The sequence below is a fragment of the Cytobacillus pseudoceanisediminis genome, from assembly GCF_023516215.1.
In the GTDB taxonomy this organism is placed as follows: domain Bacteria; phylum Bacillota; class Bacilli; order Bacillales; family Cytobacillaceae; genus Cytobacillus; species Cytobacillus pseudoceanisediminis.
This window is the reverse complement of the sequence record NZ_CP097349.1, coordinates 3,096,141-3,113,553: the sequence shown is the minus strand read 5'-3', so window position 1 is coordinate 3,113,553 and position 17,413 is coordinate 3,096,141. Positions and strand designations below refer to the sequence as shown.

Genomic DNA, 17,413 nt, shown 5'->3' with positions numbered 1-17,413 from the left:
GGGATTGGTGATGGAATGTTAAAAGAGAATATCTCTCTCAGCCAGCTGCTGACATTGTTGATCAATTTCCTTTTAGGAAGCGCCATTGTTGTCGGAGTAGGCGGGGATGCCAAGAAGGATGCCTGGATTGCGATCGCAGCCGCCATAATGATAGGGTTTGGAGTCATGCTATTCTATTACCTCCTAATTAGCCGTGTGCCTGGAAAAATTTTTTCGAGATTATGGAGTTTGGCTTTAAAAGGCCGATTGCAATTATTTTTTCTATTACTTACGTGGTTTATTTCTTATACCTTGCCTGCAGGGTGGTCCGTGATTTTGGCGAATTGATTGCTTCGGCCATTCTGCCGTCGACGCCGATTGAAATTATCTCGCTGACTATCTGTCTGCTGATGGCCTATATTTTATATCTCGGTCTTGAAGTCCTTGGCAGAACCTCGGAAATTTTTACTCCTTATTTATTCGGCTTTTTGTTTCTTTTGACCATCCTATTATTTGCAAGCGGCAATGCCAATTTATATGAGATTAAGCCTGTGCTCGGAGATGGGCTTAAACCGGTTTTGAATGCGCTATTTCCAACTTTGATCGTGTTCCCTTTCGGAGAGCTTATTGCATTTACACTCATTCTTCCAGTTGTAACCAACTTTAAATATTGCCTGCGTGTGTCCATGCTCGGAGTGGGAATTGCAGGTGCGCTTTTATTATTTGCAATGTTTCTGATGATTGTCACACTGGGGGCTGATGCTTTGCAGCGTTCCAATTTTCCCATGCTCAGCTCAGCTCGTGAGGTCTCCATCGGCAATTTCATTGAAAGAATTGATGCACTCGTTGTATTTATTATGATGCTGGGGATTCTGGTAAAGGGTTCTGTGTTCATGTTTGCAGGATTGAAAGGCCTTGAGTACACCTTCCGCCTTCCTTACCGGTATTTTTCATTGCCTGTAGCCATGATTGTTTCATCCTTTTCTATATTAATATCCGTGAACTTCGGTGATCATTGGCAGGAGGGGCTTGAGATGGTCCCATACTTTTTGCACTTGCCATTGCAGTTCGGACTGCCATCACTTCTGCTGATCGCGGTTTTATGGAAGCGGCGAAAGAAAAAGGCTAAACCCGGCGTGAAGGGGATGAAGTTTTGAGTATTCTTAAATCACTATTAAAAATGCGCAAAAAAGAATATCCTGTTCAGCCTCAGGAAGCTGCAAACACTGACCCAGATCTTAAAAGCATGAGCCTGGAACAGCTGAAAAACAGAATAAATGCAGAGTTCGGAAGCACGGTTGATTTAAGCATGGATGAGCTGAAAACAGAAGGGAAAGATGCTTTGCTCATCTACCTTACAACTATGATTGATACAAAGTTATTAAAGGAAACGATTCTTCAATCACTCAGCGGGAAGGAGGATGGCATTGAGTTAACAACGGAGGACGATCTGAAATCACTATGCAAGGAGAAATTCGGAGGGGCAGGCTACCAGCTGGTTGAATCGTTCGATAATATCATTACTGCTCTGCTTTATGGAAACATCATTATCTTTTTTAAAGATATGGAAAAAGCGCTTTCCCTTTCCATGGCTTCAGGTGAAGACCGGTCAGTAACAGAGCCAAGCACCCAGACCGTGATAAGGGGTCCAAAGGATGGGTTTGTAGAATCGATTTCAACAAATGTTCGTCTCCTGAGGAGAAGAATTAAGAACAGAAATCTTCGTTTTGAAAAATTCATCATTGGATCTGAGACTAATACTTCCGTATACATCGGATATATGGAAGGCATATCAAATGAGAAGATCGTCCAGGAAGTCCGCAAAAGGCTTGGTCAAATCAAAGTGAACGCAATCTTTGAATCTGGAAATATTGAAGAGCTGATTGCAGACAAATCCGCTACACCCTTTCCGCTGGCACTGAATACAGAGAGGCCTGATGCCGTGGCATCCAATTTGCTTGAAGGGAAAATTGCCATCCTTGTTGATGGGACTCCTTTTGTGCTGGTGGTTCCGGCTGTTCTGGTAGATTTCTTTTCCATTGCAGAAGATTATTATCAAAACTTCATGATGGGAAGCTTTTTAAGAATGATCAGGTATTTATCGTTTATGATTGCCTTGATTACGCCATCCTTATATGTCGGAATCTTAACCTTTCATCATGAGCTTCTGCCTACACCTCTGCTTCTCGGGATCATTGCACAGCGGGAAGGGGTGCCATTTCCGGCAGTCATTGAAGTGTTATTGATGGAAGTTACCTTTGAGATTCTGCGTGAAGCCGGTGTTCGAATGCCAAGGGCTGTCGGGCAGACTGTTTCAATTGTTGGCGCGCTCGTCATCGGACAGGCTGCAGCTGAAGCAGGGATTATATCGAATATAATGGTCATCATTGTTGCCATTACAGCCATTGCCAATTTTGTATCACCCACTTATAGTTTTGCTGCAGCAGCAAGGCTGTTAAGATTCCTGCTGATCATTGTATCGGCTTTCCTGGGCCTGTATGGGGTCCTGATAGTACTTGTTTTTATTGTCGCCCATTTAAGCTCACTCAGATCCTTTGGCGTTCCGTATCTTTCACCGGTTGCTCCATTTATCATCGAGCAGCAGAAAGATGTCTTTTTCCGATTCCCGGTTTGGAGCATGAGGAAGCGGCCAGCTTATCTAAAGTCACAGAATCCTGAAAAGTTTCCAAAGACCGGGTCGCCTTCTCCTCCTCCAATGGAAGGAGAGCAGTCCAATTGAGAAAATATGGTGTGATGTTTGCCGTTATTTTGACGGCTATTCTGCTTTCAGGATGCTGGGATCAGAGAGAGCTGAGTGAAATAACTGTTGTAACAGGAATGGCTGTGGATAAGGGCGAGGACGATAAGTATATCCTGACTGTAGAAGGCATAAATGCGACAGAATTGAATAACCGCACCGCCAGCGGAAATGCGCCATCTATTGTTTATTCTGCTGAAGGAAACACTCTGGCAGAACTGACCTATAGAGTGAATGAAGGGATATCCAGGCATTTGATCTATTCCCACATGCGCACTTTGATTATTGGGGAGGAACTTGCTAAAGAAGGCATTATTGACTTTATTGATTTTCTGGAGAGAAATCGGGAAATCCGGGATGATTTTAATATATTGATTGCAAGGGGGGAAGGGATCGGATGTATTAAAAGTGACGTATCAATTTCAGAAATCTACTTCTTTAAAATTGCACACTCAGCTGGACACCATGATGAAGGATTGGGGGGAGACCCAGGAGTGAGGATGAATGATGTCATTACAGCCTGGACAGCACCGGGACGTCAGCCTGTAATGGCCGCTGTCAGGATTAAGGGTGACCCGGAAGCTGGCGCGAGTGCGGAAAATATGATGAAGGTCACCCCGGATGCGCTTGTGGTCCTGGACTCACTGGCTATATTCAAAGGTGATAAGCTCGAAGGATTTCTGACACTGGAGGATTCAAGAAATTACTTATGGATTCAGAATAAAATCAATAAAACATCCATTACCGTAAAATGCAGTGAAAGCGAGTATATGGGGCTTAGAGTATATGATACAAGGACAAAGATTAAAGGGAAACTCGAAAATGGGAAAGCAAAGATTAATGTAAAAATCAGAGCAGAGGCATATATTGACGGAACTCATTGCAACAATCAGCTTGATAAAGCAAAGACATATAAAGAAAGTGGAGAAACTGCCCAAAAACAGATTAATGAAATGGTCACAAAAACGATTGAGAAGGTTCAGCAGGAATATGGCACCGATATTTTTGGCTTTGGTGAAGATGTGCTTAGACAGGATTATCAGAATTTCAAAAAAGTCCAGAAAAACTGGGACGAAAAATTTGCTGATGCTGATATAAATGTAGACACAACTTTAATCATTCGGCGAACAGGCATCAGGACTAAAAGCTTTCTGAAGGAAGTAAAATAGAGATTCTTTCCTTCATTGACGCATAAAAGCTGTATTGATATAATTTTTCTATAATTCAGCTAATTTTTGAAGGTCTGGGCATTGTCCAGCCCTTATTTCTTTTAAAGGGGAAAGGCCAAATGAAATTCGAGACTTCTGTTCTGCACTTGAAAAATAAGAGCAAACGCAAGATTAAAAGTAAAGTAACACCGATCTATCAAACTTCCGCCTTCGCATTCAATGATCTGGATGAGCTGGAGGGATTTTATCAGGGAAACGGCAATTATCTTTATTCCCGGGTCGGCAATCCGAATACGGATGAGCTTGGTGAATTAATTGCCACCCTGGAAGGAGCACCGGCCGGGACGGCTGCCTCATCCGGTTTATCCGCCATTCTGGCGGGAGTGCTTGCTGTAGTCAAAAGCGGCGACCATATTGTGGCAGCAGATGACCTGTACGGCGGCAGCTTCCATTTAATCAAGGAAGAGCTGACACAGCTCGGCATAGAAGTAACCGTTGTTCCATTCTCTGATGCTGTGCAGGTGGAGGGAGCCATACAGGAGAATACAAAACTTCTTTATTCTGAATCCATCACAAATCCTTTATTGCGGGTGGAAAACCTTGAAGAAGTCGTCCGCCTGGCGAAGAAGCATAATCTCGTTACCCTGATCGATAATACATTTGCCACTCCATTTCATTGCCAGCCTTATTTGATAGGCATTGATTTAGTCGTCCATAGTGCAACCAAATATCTAGGCGGGCATAGCGATATTACAGCAGGTGTCCTGGCTGGAGATGAAGAGCTGATCGGAAAGGCACGCGGAAAAATTGTAAACCTCGGGGTTAATTTAAGTCCGTTTGAAGCCTGGCTGACATGCAGGGGAGCGAAAACTCTGGCTCTCAGAATGAAGCAGCAGTCAGCAAATGCCGGAAGAGTGGCAAGGGCATTAAGGCAAAATCAAGAAATAAAAAATGTCTATTATCCTTTTCAGCACGGTGAAGAAGGATTCGGCGCCATTGTTACGATTGAATTGGCTGACAGTGCTGATGTGAATGAGTTTTTTAAAGAGCTGGGGTGGATTAAAATTGTGCCGACACTTGCGGGTGTTGAAACGTCCGTATCCCACCCTCTGACCACATCGCACAGGACACTGCCTCCTGAAGTATGCAGGGAACTTGGCATTACTAAGCAGTTGGTCCGGATATCCATCGGAATTGAACATGCGGATGATATTATTGCGCAGCTGAATAAGGCTATTATTCGGAGTCTGGGATGACTATTAGATGCTCTCAAGCTGGTCAAACAGCCAATGCTTCAATAAAACCAACAAGGTAACAGTTAAGACGAAGTTTTTCAGGCTGAATGTCAATTTGCCATCCTTGGGCAGAACAATCCCCATTGAAACCAAGTACCAGAACCACTTCTTATTGGTCAATCTATTCGGGTTAGAGACTTGCCCTTGCTGTTTCTTTTTGTTTTCATGACGGGCCCAAAGAAGCACGATGATGATATCCAGGCAAGAGCCAATGGAAATGGCTGTGATCACAAAGGTATTGGATGGCTGCCATTTCCCTTCATTCTCAGCTGCTTTCATTTCCTGTTTGTTCTTCTGAATCTGGAGTTCTTTTGAAAAAGCAGAAGAAATTTCTGAAGTCTGTTCTTTTTGAAAAGAAGGTTTAAGGGTGACAGCCGCAAAAATTAAACAGCATAATAACGCAAAATAAATAATAAAAAACATAAAAGTTTGCTTGCTGGAATAGTTCTTTTTCATTTGGAAAAACCTCCCTTTAATTTCAACATTTCCAACATCAAAATATTGGAAACTACTGTTGCGAAATATTGAACATTTGTAAAAAAATTCAAGGTGGCAGTTTTCAGGAATGAAGTGATTCCTTCCATTAAATACTAAGGATACAGTATTTGAGGAAGGAGCTGACACTATGCCTGAACTTCCGGAAATGGAAACCTACAGAAGGCTGTTAACGGAGCAGCTGGCCCGTAAAGTCATTACTGATGTAGAAGTAAATCGGGAAAAGTCCATCAACGTGCAGCCTGCCCAATTAAAAAGTCAGCTGATAAATGCACAAATAACCGAAATCACCCGAAGGGCTAAACATCTTATTTTCAAGCTGAGTTCCGGTAAAAATCTTTTGCTGCATCTGATGCTGGGCGGCTGGATGTATATTGGCAATGAAGCGGACAATCCTGACCGCACGAAACAGGTTATTATTTCTTTTGGAGATAAAAAGCTCTATTTTATTGGACTAAGACTTGGCTATCTGCACTTGCTGACAGACACAGAGGTGGAAAAGGAGCTTTCAGATCTTGGGCCGGAGCCTCTGGGTCAAACGCTGGGATTTCCGGCCTTCCGCGAACGGATCGGAACCAGAAGAGGCATGCTGAAAACGACATTCATCAATCAGCAGTTTCTTTCGGGAATCGGCAACTGCTACAGCGATGAAATCTGTTTTGAGGCTGGGCTGCTGCCTATGAGAAAAGCAGATGAATTGGATGAGGATGAAATAAAAATCCTGTATCAGTCCATGAAGGGCGTATTAACCCGGGCCATTCAGTTTGGGGGCTATATGGAAGAGCCTTTGTTTAAAGGAGATGCCAAAACCGGGGGATATAATGAGCAGTGCAGAGTGTATGACAGAGAAGGAGAACCCTGCCTCCGCTGCAGCAGCCCTATAGTGAAAGAAGAAATTTCTTCCCGGAAAACATTCTACTGCGCAAATTGCCAAAACTAAGAAAGAGGCTGCATACTGCAGCCTCTTTTCTCTACTCTTCCGGATCACTCTGAATCCTATCAACTGTCGTGGAATCACTGGAATCCATTGCACCCCTTAAAAAATGGACAAGCATAAATCCGGCCAGTCCCAATGAAACCATAAAACCGATTGTAATTGCCCACATTAGAGCCATCCTTTAACCTCCATATTTTTAAAAGATAGAATTTTGAACGCCGATAACTGTCCAGCGCAAGCAGCCGCCTGCCCACCCAATGCTGCAAGCATGTCTTGTTGCGGCTCCTAGGGACTCTCAGATCTATGCCTTTACTATCAGAAGGATGAACGCCTTCTTACAGGAACCGTCTTATGCCTGAGGCCCGCAGGACAGGGAAGGCTTCGAAAGCATAAACATCGCACGACCGAAAGCGAGTCTGCATACATTTGTGGGCAAGGCGCTTCCGCTTTTCTGAACCAAGAGCGTTTCCTTACTAAAAGGTATATGCCTGAAATCTTCAATCTTTCCCTTTCGATTATTAAAAAAGGAAGGGAACAGGGTGCTGCATATCGAAGTAAAGAAGATGGCATAAAGTGTTTTACAGCCAAAAGCGCTAAAGGAGGGGATCTCTTTTGGATTTCAAAACGGCCGATTTATGTGATGACCACAGCAAAGAACTGCTCATTTGTCAGCAGGAGTTTAAATCTTATGGGCAAAAAGAAAGTTTTCCGGTCCCATTTCAACGGTTAGAGTGTTTGAAGATAACGTGCTGGTAGTAGAGGCACTGGAGTCCATTCCAGAGGGAAGTGTGCTGGTGGTGGATGGCGGCGGATCAAAAAGATGCGCCTTAATGGGTGACAGGCTTGGTGAAATTGCTCAATCGAGAAAGCTTGCCGGTGTGATCATTTATGGGTGCGTCCGGGATACAGTAGAGCTCGGAAGCCTTGATACAGGCATCCTCGCACTAGGCAGCAATCCTTTAAAAAGCCGAAAAGAAGGAAAAGGGGATCGAAACATCCCAGTTACGTTCGGAGGGATTGACTGGAAGCCGGGAGAATATGTCTATGCAGATGAAGATGGTGTGATTGTCTCATCAAAAGCCCTTGTATAAAGCTGAACACCCGCTGAAAAGCGGGTGTTTCCTTTTATAGCACTTTCCTGCTTAGCACAGAATACCGTATTAAGAGGGGGTGCACATATGTTTATAATATTTATACTATTTTGGGCAGCCGGCATTTATCTTTTGTTCCGCAGCAGGAATGAGGAAGAAGAGCATTTGATCCTGAAACTGATTGGTTATTATTTGTTAGGCACATTTACTTTTAGCATTAATGGCATTGTATTGCCAGCTGGTTTTATAATCAGTTTATTCCTAAAGCCCCGGCAAAATAGAAGCGTGAAGCGCGGCTCTGCGATCTTCGGGCTGGCAATAATGGTCATCAGCCTTATTTTATAGATGACATTAAATTTGTCAGATTTGGATGCCTGCCTGAATGCAGCTGACAAAGCTATCAGTTCTCTAAAACTGCTTCCTTTTCAATGCTGATTTCTTCCGGCAGCATTGTTGAAGCTTTCGGGACCCTTCGGGGCTCATAGTCAATTTCATCAGAGGAGTATACTCTGATTACCACTTGGCCATGCATAGCTTGTGCCCGAATGAGCAGGGGAGAACTGTAACGGTTTTTAAAGGTGAAATCTGGGCCATACCAGCTTACAGTTGCATCCCGGCCAGGCGGTACATAGGGAACCTTTTTGCTGTGGGAATAACGCTCGATCACTTTGACACCTGCCCGGTCAACTGCATTGAACAGAGTGGAGGATACCTGGCAGATCCCGCCCCCGATATCTTCTGACAGTTCTCCTCTAACGATGACCGGAGCACGCTGATAGCCTTTCCCCGCCGTTCTTTTGCCGACAGCACGGTTAAAAGAAAATACTTCATTCGGAAAAACAACATAATTATCAAGGGCTTCGGCTGCAAGCTGAATATTATGGGAGCGTGAGGTGTTATTCGGATTAAAATAAGTAACGTACTGGCCGATCATTTTAACTCGGATATGGGAGATAAGATCACGATCCACTCTCGGGTATACGGGGAGCGTTGGGATCTCAATTCTGGCTGGCCCGTTATTATAAAAATATGTATAAAAAATATCTGTGAATGCTTTGCGGTGCAGTATTTTTCCAGGCTTCTCAGCAACGATGCGTCCGCTTTCGCCTATGTACGCGTTCCTAGGCGGAATATACGTCTGGCGATTTAATTTTTCCAGCAGCTGAGTGAACCGTTCACCGTCCACTAGCGGAAGCCCGGGAAAAGGCATTTCATATTCCGTCCTGTTGACTCTTGCAATGGATTTGCCGTCATTTTCAATGGATAAGTCATCAGGAAGACTGGCAGTTTGTGTTTGTGTTAATAGCATGATCCCCAATACCCATGAGAATTTCATATCGCAGGTGCACCTCCGCCCTTAGTATGGACAGGAGAGAATTGTTTCATGTGCCGAAAAAATGATTGAATATTGGCTTCACTTTGAAGCTGCCATGAAGCTCTGTCATCATGCCCCCGGACTTCTGCATCCTCTGTCCGTTAAAAAGCCCCTGGCACATTCTCCCGGAAGGCCGAATTCTTTAATTGATTAAGGAATATAGTGTAATAAAACTTTAGTGAGGGAATGAGGAATGTGCAGCTAGTCAAGGCAGAAATTACCCGGCTAACCGATTTGCTGAAAAGGAGCCAATCACAGGATGGCTCATGGGCATATCCGTTTGAAATTGGAATCATGACTGATGTTTATATGATTATCCTGCTGAGGACGCTCAAAACGAAGGATGAAGAGCTAATTCGGAAACTGGCGGAAAGAATAGAAAGCCGCCAGGATGAGAGTGGTGCGTGGAAGCTTTTTAGAGACGAAAAAGAAGGAAATCTATCTTTGACCATTGAAGCGTACTACGCCCTTTTGTACTCAGGCTATAGGCAGAAGAATGACCCGGCTCTTTCAGCTGCACGGAAATTTATTTTATCAAAGGGCGGGATAAAAAAAGGAGGAATATTTACGAAAATCATGCTTGCCATGACAGGCCAATATCCATGGCCGGCTGTTTTTCCAGTGCCAATCGAAATAGTGCTGCTTCCTCCATCCAGCCCAATCAGCATCTACCAGCTTTCGAGCTTTGCCAGAATTCATCTCTTGCCGGTGATCCTGCTTGGCAGCAAAAAATTCAGGCGAAGAACGGAAAATAGTCCTGATTTGGATGAAATCTATGGAACAAGGGACAGGGAAGAACTATGGGAAGAAAGCCGTTCTGATGAATGGAGAAAACTTGCTGATATTCTTACCGATATGGCCGAAAGCTTAATTGGATTGCCTGATCGGCTCCGCAGCATGGCATATGAGGGAACAAAGCAATATTTGCTAGAGCGGATTGAACCGGATGGAACATCATTAAATTATTTCAGCAGCACTTTTTATATGATATTTGCCCTCCTCGCTCTCGGCTGCTCTCCAAAAGATCCAGTGATCATCAAGGCGGTAAAGGGATTAAAGGGAATGTCCTGCACAATAGATGGACATATCCATTTTCAGTTAACAGACGCTAAAGTATGGAATACGGCTTTAATTTCCCACGCTCTCCAGGAGGCAGGTGTAGATGAATCAGATACGGCGATTTTAAACGCGAATAACTATTTGCTTTCAAGGCAGCAAACCCGTCACGGAGACTGGACGGTCCACAACCGCAAGGGGCTTCCTGGAGGCTGGGGATTTTCAGACTTCAATACCATGCATCCCGATGTGGATGATACGACCGCCAGTCTGAGGAGCCTTCACAATCAAACGGGAGCAGCTGCCAAGAAATCCAGGCAGAGAGGAGACCGATGGACTCTATCCATGCAAAACCGTGATGGAGGATGGCCGGCATTTGAAAAAAACGTAGATAACCGCCTTCTGAATCTAATTCCTATTCAAGGAGCAGAGTTTATTCTCACTGATCCGTCCACAGCAGATTTAACTGGCAGAACCATTGAATATTTATGTACTTTCACTACAGGAGCTGAAACTTCAATTAAAAGAGGAATAAGCTGGCTGAAAAAGAATCAGAGAAGAGACGGTTCTTGGTATGGGCGCTGGGGGGTTTGCTATCTGTATGGAACCTGGGCAGCCCTTACCGGCCTCGCCGCTGCAGGGGAAAAGGAAGATGAGAAGTACATCAGAAAAGCGGTTGAGTGGCTGAAGTCTGTCCAGAATGAGGACGGCGGCTGGGGAGAATCCTGCAGAAGCGATATTGAAAAACGCTATGTTCCATTGGGAAGCAGTACATTAACACATACTGCCTGGGCCGTTGATGCTTTAATTGCCGTTTCTCATGAAAACAGCCCTGAGATCAGAAAAGGCATGGCTTTCCTGATTCGCGAAGGCCAAAGAAATGACTGGACGACAAATTACCCAAAAGGTCAGGGAATGGCCGGTTTCCTATACATGCACTATCACAGTTACCGGTATATTTGGCCGCTATTGGCACTAGGCCATTATGAAATGAAATTCATGCAAAAAGGAAGCTCCGAATGATCGGGGCTTCCTTTTTTATTGGCTTATTAATCAGGGTTTTTGCGGATAATTTTGAGGTTTCGCTCATAACTTTGTAATTCCGTCCAAAAAACAGAATTTTGGCAGCTCACCTATCTTTTCTCCTCATCAACCAGCTGGCAGTCTGCTGAGGAATCATCTTTATTTTTATTAAACAAGAGCTTGTACATAGCCTTCCCGTCACTAAGTGTGCCATCTGCCATATCCATTGGCAGCAGGGCGAAAAAGACGTAATAAAAGGAGAAATATACAAATTGGTACCACAGCATGTTTGCATCCAGAATGCCCAGCCGGATCAGGTAATTCACAATAAAAATACTGCCTATGTTAAAAATAGACCCTCCTAAAAAAATAAGAGATTTGGTCAGTTTATTGCTGTATTTTAATGCTGAAAACTCACATCCTCCATACCAGAAGTAAAACCGTCTAACCTCTAAAAACCTCATTGAGAATAGGATTTTGCCTGTGCCAATGATAACACGGATCCCTTTTCCGCCAAAAATGCCTGCAAAGAATATATGCCCCAATAAATGAATCAGTGTGACCGCCGGGTAAACCACAAAAAAGGCTTGAATAAATTTCAAAAAATCATCATACCCAAACATGGGAGGACCTCCATTTCCATAGCTGTATGAAAAATCTGCGCGATGCAGCTTCATTATTTGTTTGCCTACCCCATGTGTACCCCGCATTTTTCCGCATTAACGTACATTCTTTTTCCATATTTCCCATCTGGGTCGAAAGAGGCCGACTATCTGCTACGTCTCAGGTCTTATTTGAAAATAAAGCTGAGGCTCGTTATAGCATTTACACGAAACAGGTAAGATGAAATCAAGAAAGGAGGAAACGAAAATGAAAAAACTTGGATTACTGATAGCAGGTGGAATTGCAGCCATGGTGCTGGTTTCAAATCTTGGACCAATAGTGGGTCTGGCAGTAAGCGCGGCGATTCTATACTTTGTGTTTAAACAATTTATAAAAGCAGAAAGCACGATGGCAAAAATCGGCTATGGAATCATCGGGTTCATCGCTTTGATGGCAACCGCTTCCAACTTCCCGGCAATTTTAGGGCTTGCAGCTGCATATGTTCTATATCTGGTATATAAAAAATGGAACGATTCAAGCTCAAGTGCAGTGGAAGAGGAAAATGACCCTTTTGCTAACTTTGAAAAGCAATGGGCGGATTTAAACAGAAACTAAAAAAGGAGAGATAGATATGGCAAACCTATTAACGAGAATCAAAGATACAGTAATGGCAGACCTTCACGAAGTGTTGGATAAAAAGGAGAAAAAGAATCCAATCGCACTTTTAAACCAATACCTTCGTGAATGTGAGCGTGAAACCGAAAAGGTCCGCAAGCTTTTGGAACGTCAATATACATTGAAAGAAGAGTTCACTCGAGAATACGAGCAGGCGAAAAACCTTGCAGACAAACGCAAGCGCCAGGCAGAGGTTGCATCGCAGGCAGGTGAGGAAGAACTCTATCAGTTTGCAGCTCAGGAGCAAATGCAGTATGAAGAGCGTGCCAGCCGTTTGAAGGATCTTCTGAACCAGGCTGTACAGCAAATGGGTGACCTTGAAAGAAAATACGAGGAAATGAAGCATAAACTGAAGGATATGCATATCCGCCGCATGGAGCTGATGGGCCGTGAAAACATCACACGCGCAAATCACCAAATGGATAAGGTGCTTGATCAAAACAATGATAAAAACTTTACAAGATTCCAGGAAATCGAATCCTATCTTGACCATCTTGAACATCAGGTGAAAAGCTCCTATCACCGCAGCACAATTGATGCCCGCATCGCACAGCTGGAAAAAGAGCTTGAGAAGAAGCCTGTATTGTAATATTCGAAAATAAGTCAGAAATAGTTTGGAACATGCAATAAAACAAAAATGAAGCCTGCCTGTATTATCTTTTTCCCAAAAAAGATAAAAACTCTTTCTATTTTATGAACAAAAAATGGTATTCTAAAAAGGCGTAGAGATACTGCGCCTTTTAAGTCTATAACTGTTAGCTCCAGCGCCACCCCTCGAGGTCACAAGCCGAGCCTCTCAAAAAGGCAAAGGACGCCTTTCCGTGAGGCTCGTCTTGTGCTTGTCGGGGGTTAGCACCAAGCAAGGCTTCCTTGGATGTTCTTCGCAGGAACAAGCGTTTTGGCTTGTTCCGAAGGCGCTGCCGCATTTCTTATCATTCCATATACACAAAAGGGGGATGCCACATGAACATTAACAACAAAAGCGATTATATGAGCTGGATTATCATATTGGGCATTGTCTTTCTCTTTGTGGAAATAGCCTTTTTTAATAGCGGTGTGATATTCTCTCTTCTTGTGCCAATTGGAATGGTATATATCGGAAGGAAGAGGATGCCTAAGAGCTCCGGAAAATGGCTTTTCTGGCTGGGGCTAATTTTTCTGCTCATCAATATTTTCAGCATGATGACGCTGAAATTTTTCCTCCTGGCGATTTTGATTCACCTGCTGATTCAGTTTGGGCAGTCCAAAAAGGATCCTAAACGGATTCAGCCGGAGTTCAATGAACCGGCAGTAAATCTCCAGAAAGAAACAGTCATAAAGAAGAGTCCTCTTTTTTCCAATATATTTGTCGGCCAGCAAAAAACACCTGAGCAAGTATACGAATGGAATGATATCAATATCCAGACCGGTATTGGTGATACGGTCATAGATTTAAGCTATACGGTTATTCCCAAGGGAGAAACCGTTATTTTCATCCGGAACTTCATCGGAAACGTGCAGGTGCTTGTTCCCTATGACGTTGAGGTTAGTGTCAGCCATTCAGCTATTGTGGGTAAGGCCAGAATATTAGAGCACGAGGAATCAAAGATGTTTAACCAGCTCCTTCAGCTTCAGACTCCCGGCTATGATCAATCAGGACAGCGCGTTAAGATTTTCACTTCACTTGCAGTAGGGGATATCGAGGTGAAGCGCGTATGAGTATCATTCAGCGGCAAATTGCATGGGGAGCGGGCATGTCCCTTTGTATTCTTGCTGTTTTGACAGCTTCTTTTTTTACGATGTTTCCCATTCCCGGATGGCGGGATCTGTGGGAAACGGAAATACTCGATATTCCGTTTATCCTATTTGTGCCGAGCGTAAGCCTGGCTCTTGGCCTGATTTTTGGATTATTGTCAGGCATTTACTGGCGCCGGCAGCTTTTTGCCGTAGATACAATGCTCCACCAGGTGGAGGAAGGCCGTCAATTGGATGTGCAGGAAACAGGTAAAGAATTGCATTCCATAGCAGTCAGGGCCGAGAAGATTCAACAGCATATGGCAGATCAGGCAAAGATTTCTCAAAAGCTGGCAAATGAAAAAGCGGAAGATTTCGAGAACAGGATGCAGGAAATTGTTTCCCAGGAACGGAACAGGCTTGCACGCGAGCTTCACGATTCTGTCAGCCAGCAGCTGTTTGCAGCATCCATGATGATGTCTGCGATTACTGAAACCCAGCAGGATCCGGAAGAAAGGCAGGCAAAGCAGCTGAAAATGGTGGAAGAAATGATCCATCAATCACAGCTGGAAATGCGAGCCCTGCTGCTGCACCTTCGTCCAGCGGCCCTTAAGGGCAAAAGCCTGCAGGAAGGAATTGAAGAGCTTCTGGTCGAATTGCTTCAAAAAGTAGCGATGGAGATTGAATGGAAGGTAGAGGATTTTCCGCTTGATAAAGGGGTGGAAGACCACCTATTCCGCATCCTCCAAGAAGCGGTGTCCAATACACTCCGCCATTCCAAATCGCAAAACCTTGAAGTGCTCCTGATTCAAAGAGATGATTATGCCATACTCCGTGTAGCTGATGATGGAGTCGGTTTTGATGTAGAGGAGACGAGGGCTGGCTCCTACGGTTTGCAGAACATGTATGAACGTGCCGCTGAAGTTGGCGGAAGCATGAAAATCATCAGTGTAAGAAACAAAGGAACCCGTCTTGAAGTTAAGGTTCCGATTATGTAAATAATGTCTGCTGTTAGGCAAGACTAAATTCTGAGGGTGAGGCCAATGATTAAAGTTTTATTTGTGGATGACCATGAAATGGTTCGGATTGGAGTGTCTTCCTACCTTACGGCACAGCCGGATATTGAGGTTATAGGAGAAGCGGATAACGGGAAAACAGCTATTGATCTGGCACTCGAATTGAGGCCGGATATCATTTTGATGGATCTTGTTATGAAAGAAATGGATGGTATTGAAGCGACAAGAAGAATCATCGAGAAATGGCCGGAAGCTAAGATCATTATTGTGACAAGCTTCCTTGATGATGAAAAGGTTTATCCGGCTTTGGAGGCAGGGGCGACAAGCTATATGCTGAAAACCTCGAAAGCCAGTGAGATAGCTGAGGCAGTCCGTTCGACCTATCATGGACAATCGGTGCTGGAACCGGAAGTGACCGGCAAAATGATGGTGAAAATGAGGCAGAAAAATCACCAGCTGCCCCATGAAGAGCTGACAAGCCGCGAGATGGAAATCCTTCTTTTAATGACACAAGGCAAAACGAATCAGGACATCGCCGACGAACTTTTCATTGCCTTAAAAACAGTCAAAACACATGTAAGCAATATATTAAGCAAGCTGCAGGTGCAGGACAGAACCCAGGCAGTCATTTATGCCTTCAAGCACTCGCTGGTTAAATAATGTTCTGGAGAGCTAATTGTGATATTAGCTCTTTTTATTTTGCCTGAATGATGAACCAGAAAAAAATGATTCAGAATCTGTTCATGAGGGTAACAATAAAACCAAACAAAAAAATTTGGCGGTGATGAAATGTCTGTGATTGCTTTATTGAAAAAAGGAAATAAATCATCGGGAATGGCAGCAATCGGAAATACGGCACTGGCGATTGCTAAAGGGCTGGCAGCTTTTGCAAGCGGCAGCGGGGCCATGCTTGCCACAACCCTCCATTCCCTTGCTGATGCACTGAACCAGGGGTTTGTGTTTTTTGGCAGTGCGCTTGCCGAAAAGGCGCCAACCAAAAGGTTCCCCACAGGATTTGGCCGGGTGATCAACCTGTTCGTATTAATTGCTGTTATCGTTATTTCCATCATGGCCTATGAAACGATACATAAAGGCTGGGAATTGATTCAGCATCCAAAGGAATCAACCGACCTCTGGCTCAATGTAGGAGTTATGCTTCTTGCCGTTGCTGTCGATGGTTTTATTTTATTAAAAGCCATGAAGGAAATCGGCCATGAAACCAGGAATCCTGCCAAAGGATTTGGCATTGTTCCTGTTGCCTTTAAAAATGTCAGGCTAGCCTCCCCTCCAACACGGCTGGTCTTTTATGAAGATATTATTGCGACATTTGGCGCCTTGCTTGCCCTTGTTTCGATATTAATTGCTCATTTTACAGGACTTTACTTCCTGGATGGAGTCGGCACAATTTTAATTGGACTGCTTTTGGTGGGGATCGCTGTAAAAATCGGATTTGAAAATACGCTAGGCCTGATTGGTGTAGCGGCACCAAAAGATATTGAAGACCGTATCGCCCAAATTATTCTCGGAGATCCTCAGGTCGTGGATATTAAACAGCTGCGGCTGATTCAGGAGGGAAGAAGATATCATGTGGAAGGTTACATTGAGCTGGTCGAAGGCCTCACGCTTGCCGATGCGGATGATATAAAAATTGGTGTTAGAGATCAGCTGCTTGATGACCCTGATATCAGTGATGTAACACTTGGTATTCTTGAGACAGATCAAATCCAGACGTGGAAATAATATTGAAAAGGAAGCCCGCACTAAAGGCTTCCTTTTTTAGCGCTCATTATGCTGGAAAAATACCCATTGCTTTTAAATTGAAGAAATATTAAAATAAAACTAACTTATTTGAAATGGAGGTGGAGAAGAGATGAGTGGAACTGTTTTGGCACGAGGTGAATGGATTGAATTCCTGACAATTTACCGTGCGATTTTTCATGGTTTTGCTGTTAACGGGACAAGTCTGTCCTTTTTTAGCAAATTTTATATGAAAACAAAACAGTGAGAACATCTCTTTTACGCCATTATATAGAACGGTGAAGGGAGCTTCTTCAAGCTCTCTTTTTTTATCCCGTTTCATTGCGGTTAGCTTTGCAGCAAGATTAAGAAATCTTGTTGCACCAAGCTTCCGATAAAAGTCCGATTAAATGAACTCAGTATAAAGCAGCCGCATTTTGGCAGCAGCTGAGTGGCCGGCGCATTGCCGTACAGCTAACTGTGAGCAGAAA

At 43.9% G+C, this 17,413-nt stretch carries 17 protein-coding genes and 2 pseudogenes; 15 read left to right on the top strand and 4 right to left on the bottom strand.

The window, feature by feature from the left end:
- Positions 1-15: 15 nt before the first annotated feature.
- The 4 genes and pseudogenes from M5V91_RS16705 (at position 16) to M5V91_RS16690 (ending at position 5,162) form a co-directional block, all read left to right on the top strand.
- Positions 16-1,136, top strand: a pseudogene (locus tag M5V91_RS16705) (GerAB/ArcD/ProY family transporter).
- Positions 1,133-2,719: a spore germination protein gene (locus M5V91_RS16700; RefSeq protein ID WP_019382589.1), complete on the top strand. Its 1,587-nt coding sequence runs from the start codon at positions 1,133-1,135 to the stop codon at positions 2,717-2,719. Before M5V91_RS16705 ends, M5V91_RS16700 begins: the two are co-directional and overlap by 4 nt.
- A complete protein-coding gene (locus tag M5V91_RS16695) occupies positions 2,716-3,906 on the top strand; it encodes a Ger(x)C family spore germination protein (protein WP_284521347.1) in 1,191 nt (396 codons plus the stop codon). The genes M5V91_RS16700 and M5V91_RS16695 overlap by 4 nt, the downstream gene beginning before the upstream one ends.
- A gap of 119 nt (positions 3,907-4,025) precedes the next feature.
- The gene (locus tag M5V91_RS16690; RefSeq protein WP_251174002.1) at positions 4,026-5,162 is read left to right on the top strand and encodes a trans-sulfuration enzyme family protein; all 1,137 of its coding nucleotides are present in this window, start codon (positions 4,026-4,028) and stop codon (positions 5,160-5,162) included.
- A gap of 3 nt (positions 5,163-5,165) precedes the next feature.
- Here M5V91_RS16690 and M5V91_RS16685 read toward each other — a convergent pair whose 3' ends face one another.
- On the bottom strand, positions 5,166-5,657 hold the full coding sequence (locus tag M5V91_RS16685; RefSeq protein WP_251174001.1) for a hypothetical protein: 492 nt from the start codon (positions 5,655-5,657) through the stop codon (positions 5,166-5,168).
- A 169-nt stretch (positions 5,658-5,826) separates the two neighbouring features.
- Between M5V91_RS16685 and mutM the strand changes: the two genes are divergently transcribed.
- Positions 5,827-6,636: a bifunctional DNA-formamidopyrimidine glycosylase/DNA-(apurinic or apyrimidinic site) lyase gene (gene mutM, locus M5V91_RS16680; protein WP_251174000.1), complete on the top strand. Its 810-nt coding sequence runs from the start codon at positions 5,827-5,829 to the stop codon at positions 6,634-6,636.
- Between the two features lie 31 nt (positions 6,637-6,667).
- Here mutM and M5V91_RS16675 read toward each other — a convergent pair whose 3' ends face one another.
- The gene (locus M5V91_RS16675; protein ID WP_251173999.1) at positions 6,668-6,811 is read right to left on the bottom strand and encodes a hypothetical protein; all 144 of its coding nucleotides are present in this window, start codon (positions 6,809-6,811) and stop codon (positions 6,668-6,670) included.
- 434 nt (positions 6,812-7,245) lie between these two features.
- On the opposite strand from M5V91_RS16675, the pseudogene rraA reads away from it, so the two are divergent.
- Together rraA and M5V91_RS16665 are read left to right on the top strand one after the other, a co-directional pair.
- Positions 7,246-7,724: pseudogene (gene rraA / locus M5V91_RS16670) on the top strand (ribonuclease E activity regulator RraA).
- A gap of 87 nt (positions 7,725-7,811) precedes the next feature.
- Positions 7,812-8,069, top strand: a complete 258-nt coding sequence (locus M5V91_RS16665; RefSeq protein WP_251173997.1) for a hypothetical protein — start codon at positions 7,812-7,814, stop codon at positions 8,067-8,069.
- A 55-nt stretch (positions 8,070-8,124) separates the two neighbouring features.
- Here the strand turns inward: M5V91_RS16665 and M5V91_RS16660 are convergent, their stop codons facing one another.
- Positions 8,125-9,060, bottom strand: a complete 936-nt coding sequence (locus M5V91_RS16660; protein WP_009334971.1) for a VanW family protein — start codon at positions 9,058-9,060, stop codon at positions 8,125-8,127.
- 225 nt (positions 9,061-9,285) lie between these two features.
- Between M5V91_RS16660 and shc the strand changes: the two genes are divergently transcribed.
- A complete protein-coding gene (gene shc / locus M5V91_RS16655) occupies positions 9,286-11,178 on the top strand; it encodes a squalene--hopene cyclase (RefSeq protein ID WP_251173996.1) in 1,893 nt (630 codons plus the stop codon).
- A gap of 110 nt (positions 11,179-11,288) precedes the next feature.
- Here the strand turns inward: shc and M5V91_RS16650 are convergent, their stop codons facing one another.
- Positions 11,289-11,801, bottom strand: coding sequence for a hypothetical protein (locus M5V91_RS16650; protein ID WP_009334968.1), 513 nt, complete (start codon positions 11,799-11,801; stop codon positions 11,289-11,291).
- Positions 11,802-12,048: 247 nt separating this feature from the next.
- Between M5V91_RS16650 and M5V91_RS16645 the strand changes: the two genes are divergently transcribed.
- The 7 genes from M5V91_RS16645 to M5V91_RS16615 all read left to right on the top strand — a co-directional run bounded on the left by M5V91_RS16645 (position 12,049) and on the right by M5V91_RS16615 (position 17,190).
- The gene (locus tag M5V91_RS16645; protein ID WP_009334967.1) at positions 12,049-12,396 is read left to right on the top strand and encodes a lmo0954 family membrane protein; all 348 of its coding nucleotides are present in this window, start codon (positions 12,049-12,051) and stop codon (positions 12,394-12,396) included.
- Positions 12,397-12,412: 16 nt separating this feature from the next.
- Positions 12,413-13,045, top strand: a complete 633-nt coding sequence (locus M5V91_RS16640; RefSeq protein ID WP_009334966.1) for a PspA/IM30 family protein — start codon at positions 12,413-12,415, stop codon at positions 13,043-13,045.
- Positions 13,046-13,419: 374 nt separating this feature from the next.
- Positions 13,420-14,154 (top strand): cell wall-active antibiotics response protein LiaF, encoded by a 735-nt coding sequence (gene liaF, locus M5V91_RS16635; protein WP_009334965.1) that lies wholly within the window; start codon positions 13,420-13,422, stop codon positions 14,152-14,154.
- Positions 14,151-15,167 (top strand): sensor histidine kinase, encoded by a 1,017-nt coding sequence (locus tag M5V91_RS16630; protein WP_251173995.1) that lies wholly within the window; start codon positions 14,151-14,153, stop codon positions 15,165-15,167. The genes liaF and M5V91_RS16630 overlap by 4 nt, the downstream gene beginning before the upstream one ends.
- Positions 15,168-15,212: 45 nt before the next feature.
- Positions 15,213-15,845, top strand: coding sequence for a response regulator transcription factor (locus M5V91_RS16625; protein ID WP_251173994.1), 633 nt, complete (start codon positions 15,213-15,215; stop codon positions 15,843-15,845).
- A gap of 129 nt (positions 15,846-15,974) precedes the next feature.
- On the top strand, positions 15,975-16,925 hold the full coding sequence (locus tag M5V91_RS16620; RefSeq protein WP_071155820.1) for a cation diffusion facilitator family transporter: 951 nt from the start codon (positions 15,975-15,977) through the stop codon (positions 16,923-16,925).
- A gap of 130 nt (positions 16,926-17,055) precedes the next feature.
- Positions 17,056-17,190, top strand: coding sequence for an RAxF-45 family protein (locus M5V91_RS16615; protein ID WP_284521346.1), 135 nt, complete (start codon positions 17,056-17,058; stop codon positions 17,188-17,190).
- The last annotated feature ends 223 nt before the right edge of the window (positions 17,191-17,413 follow it).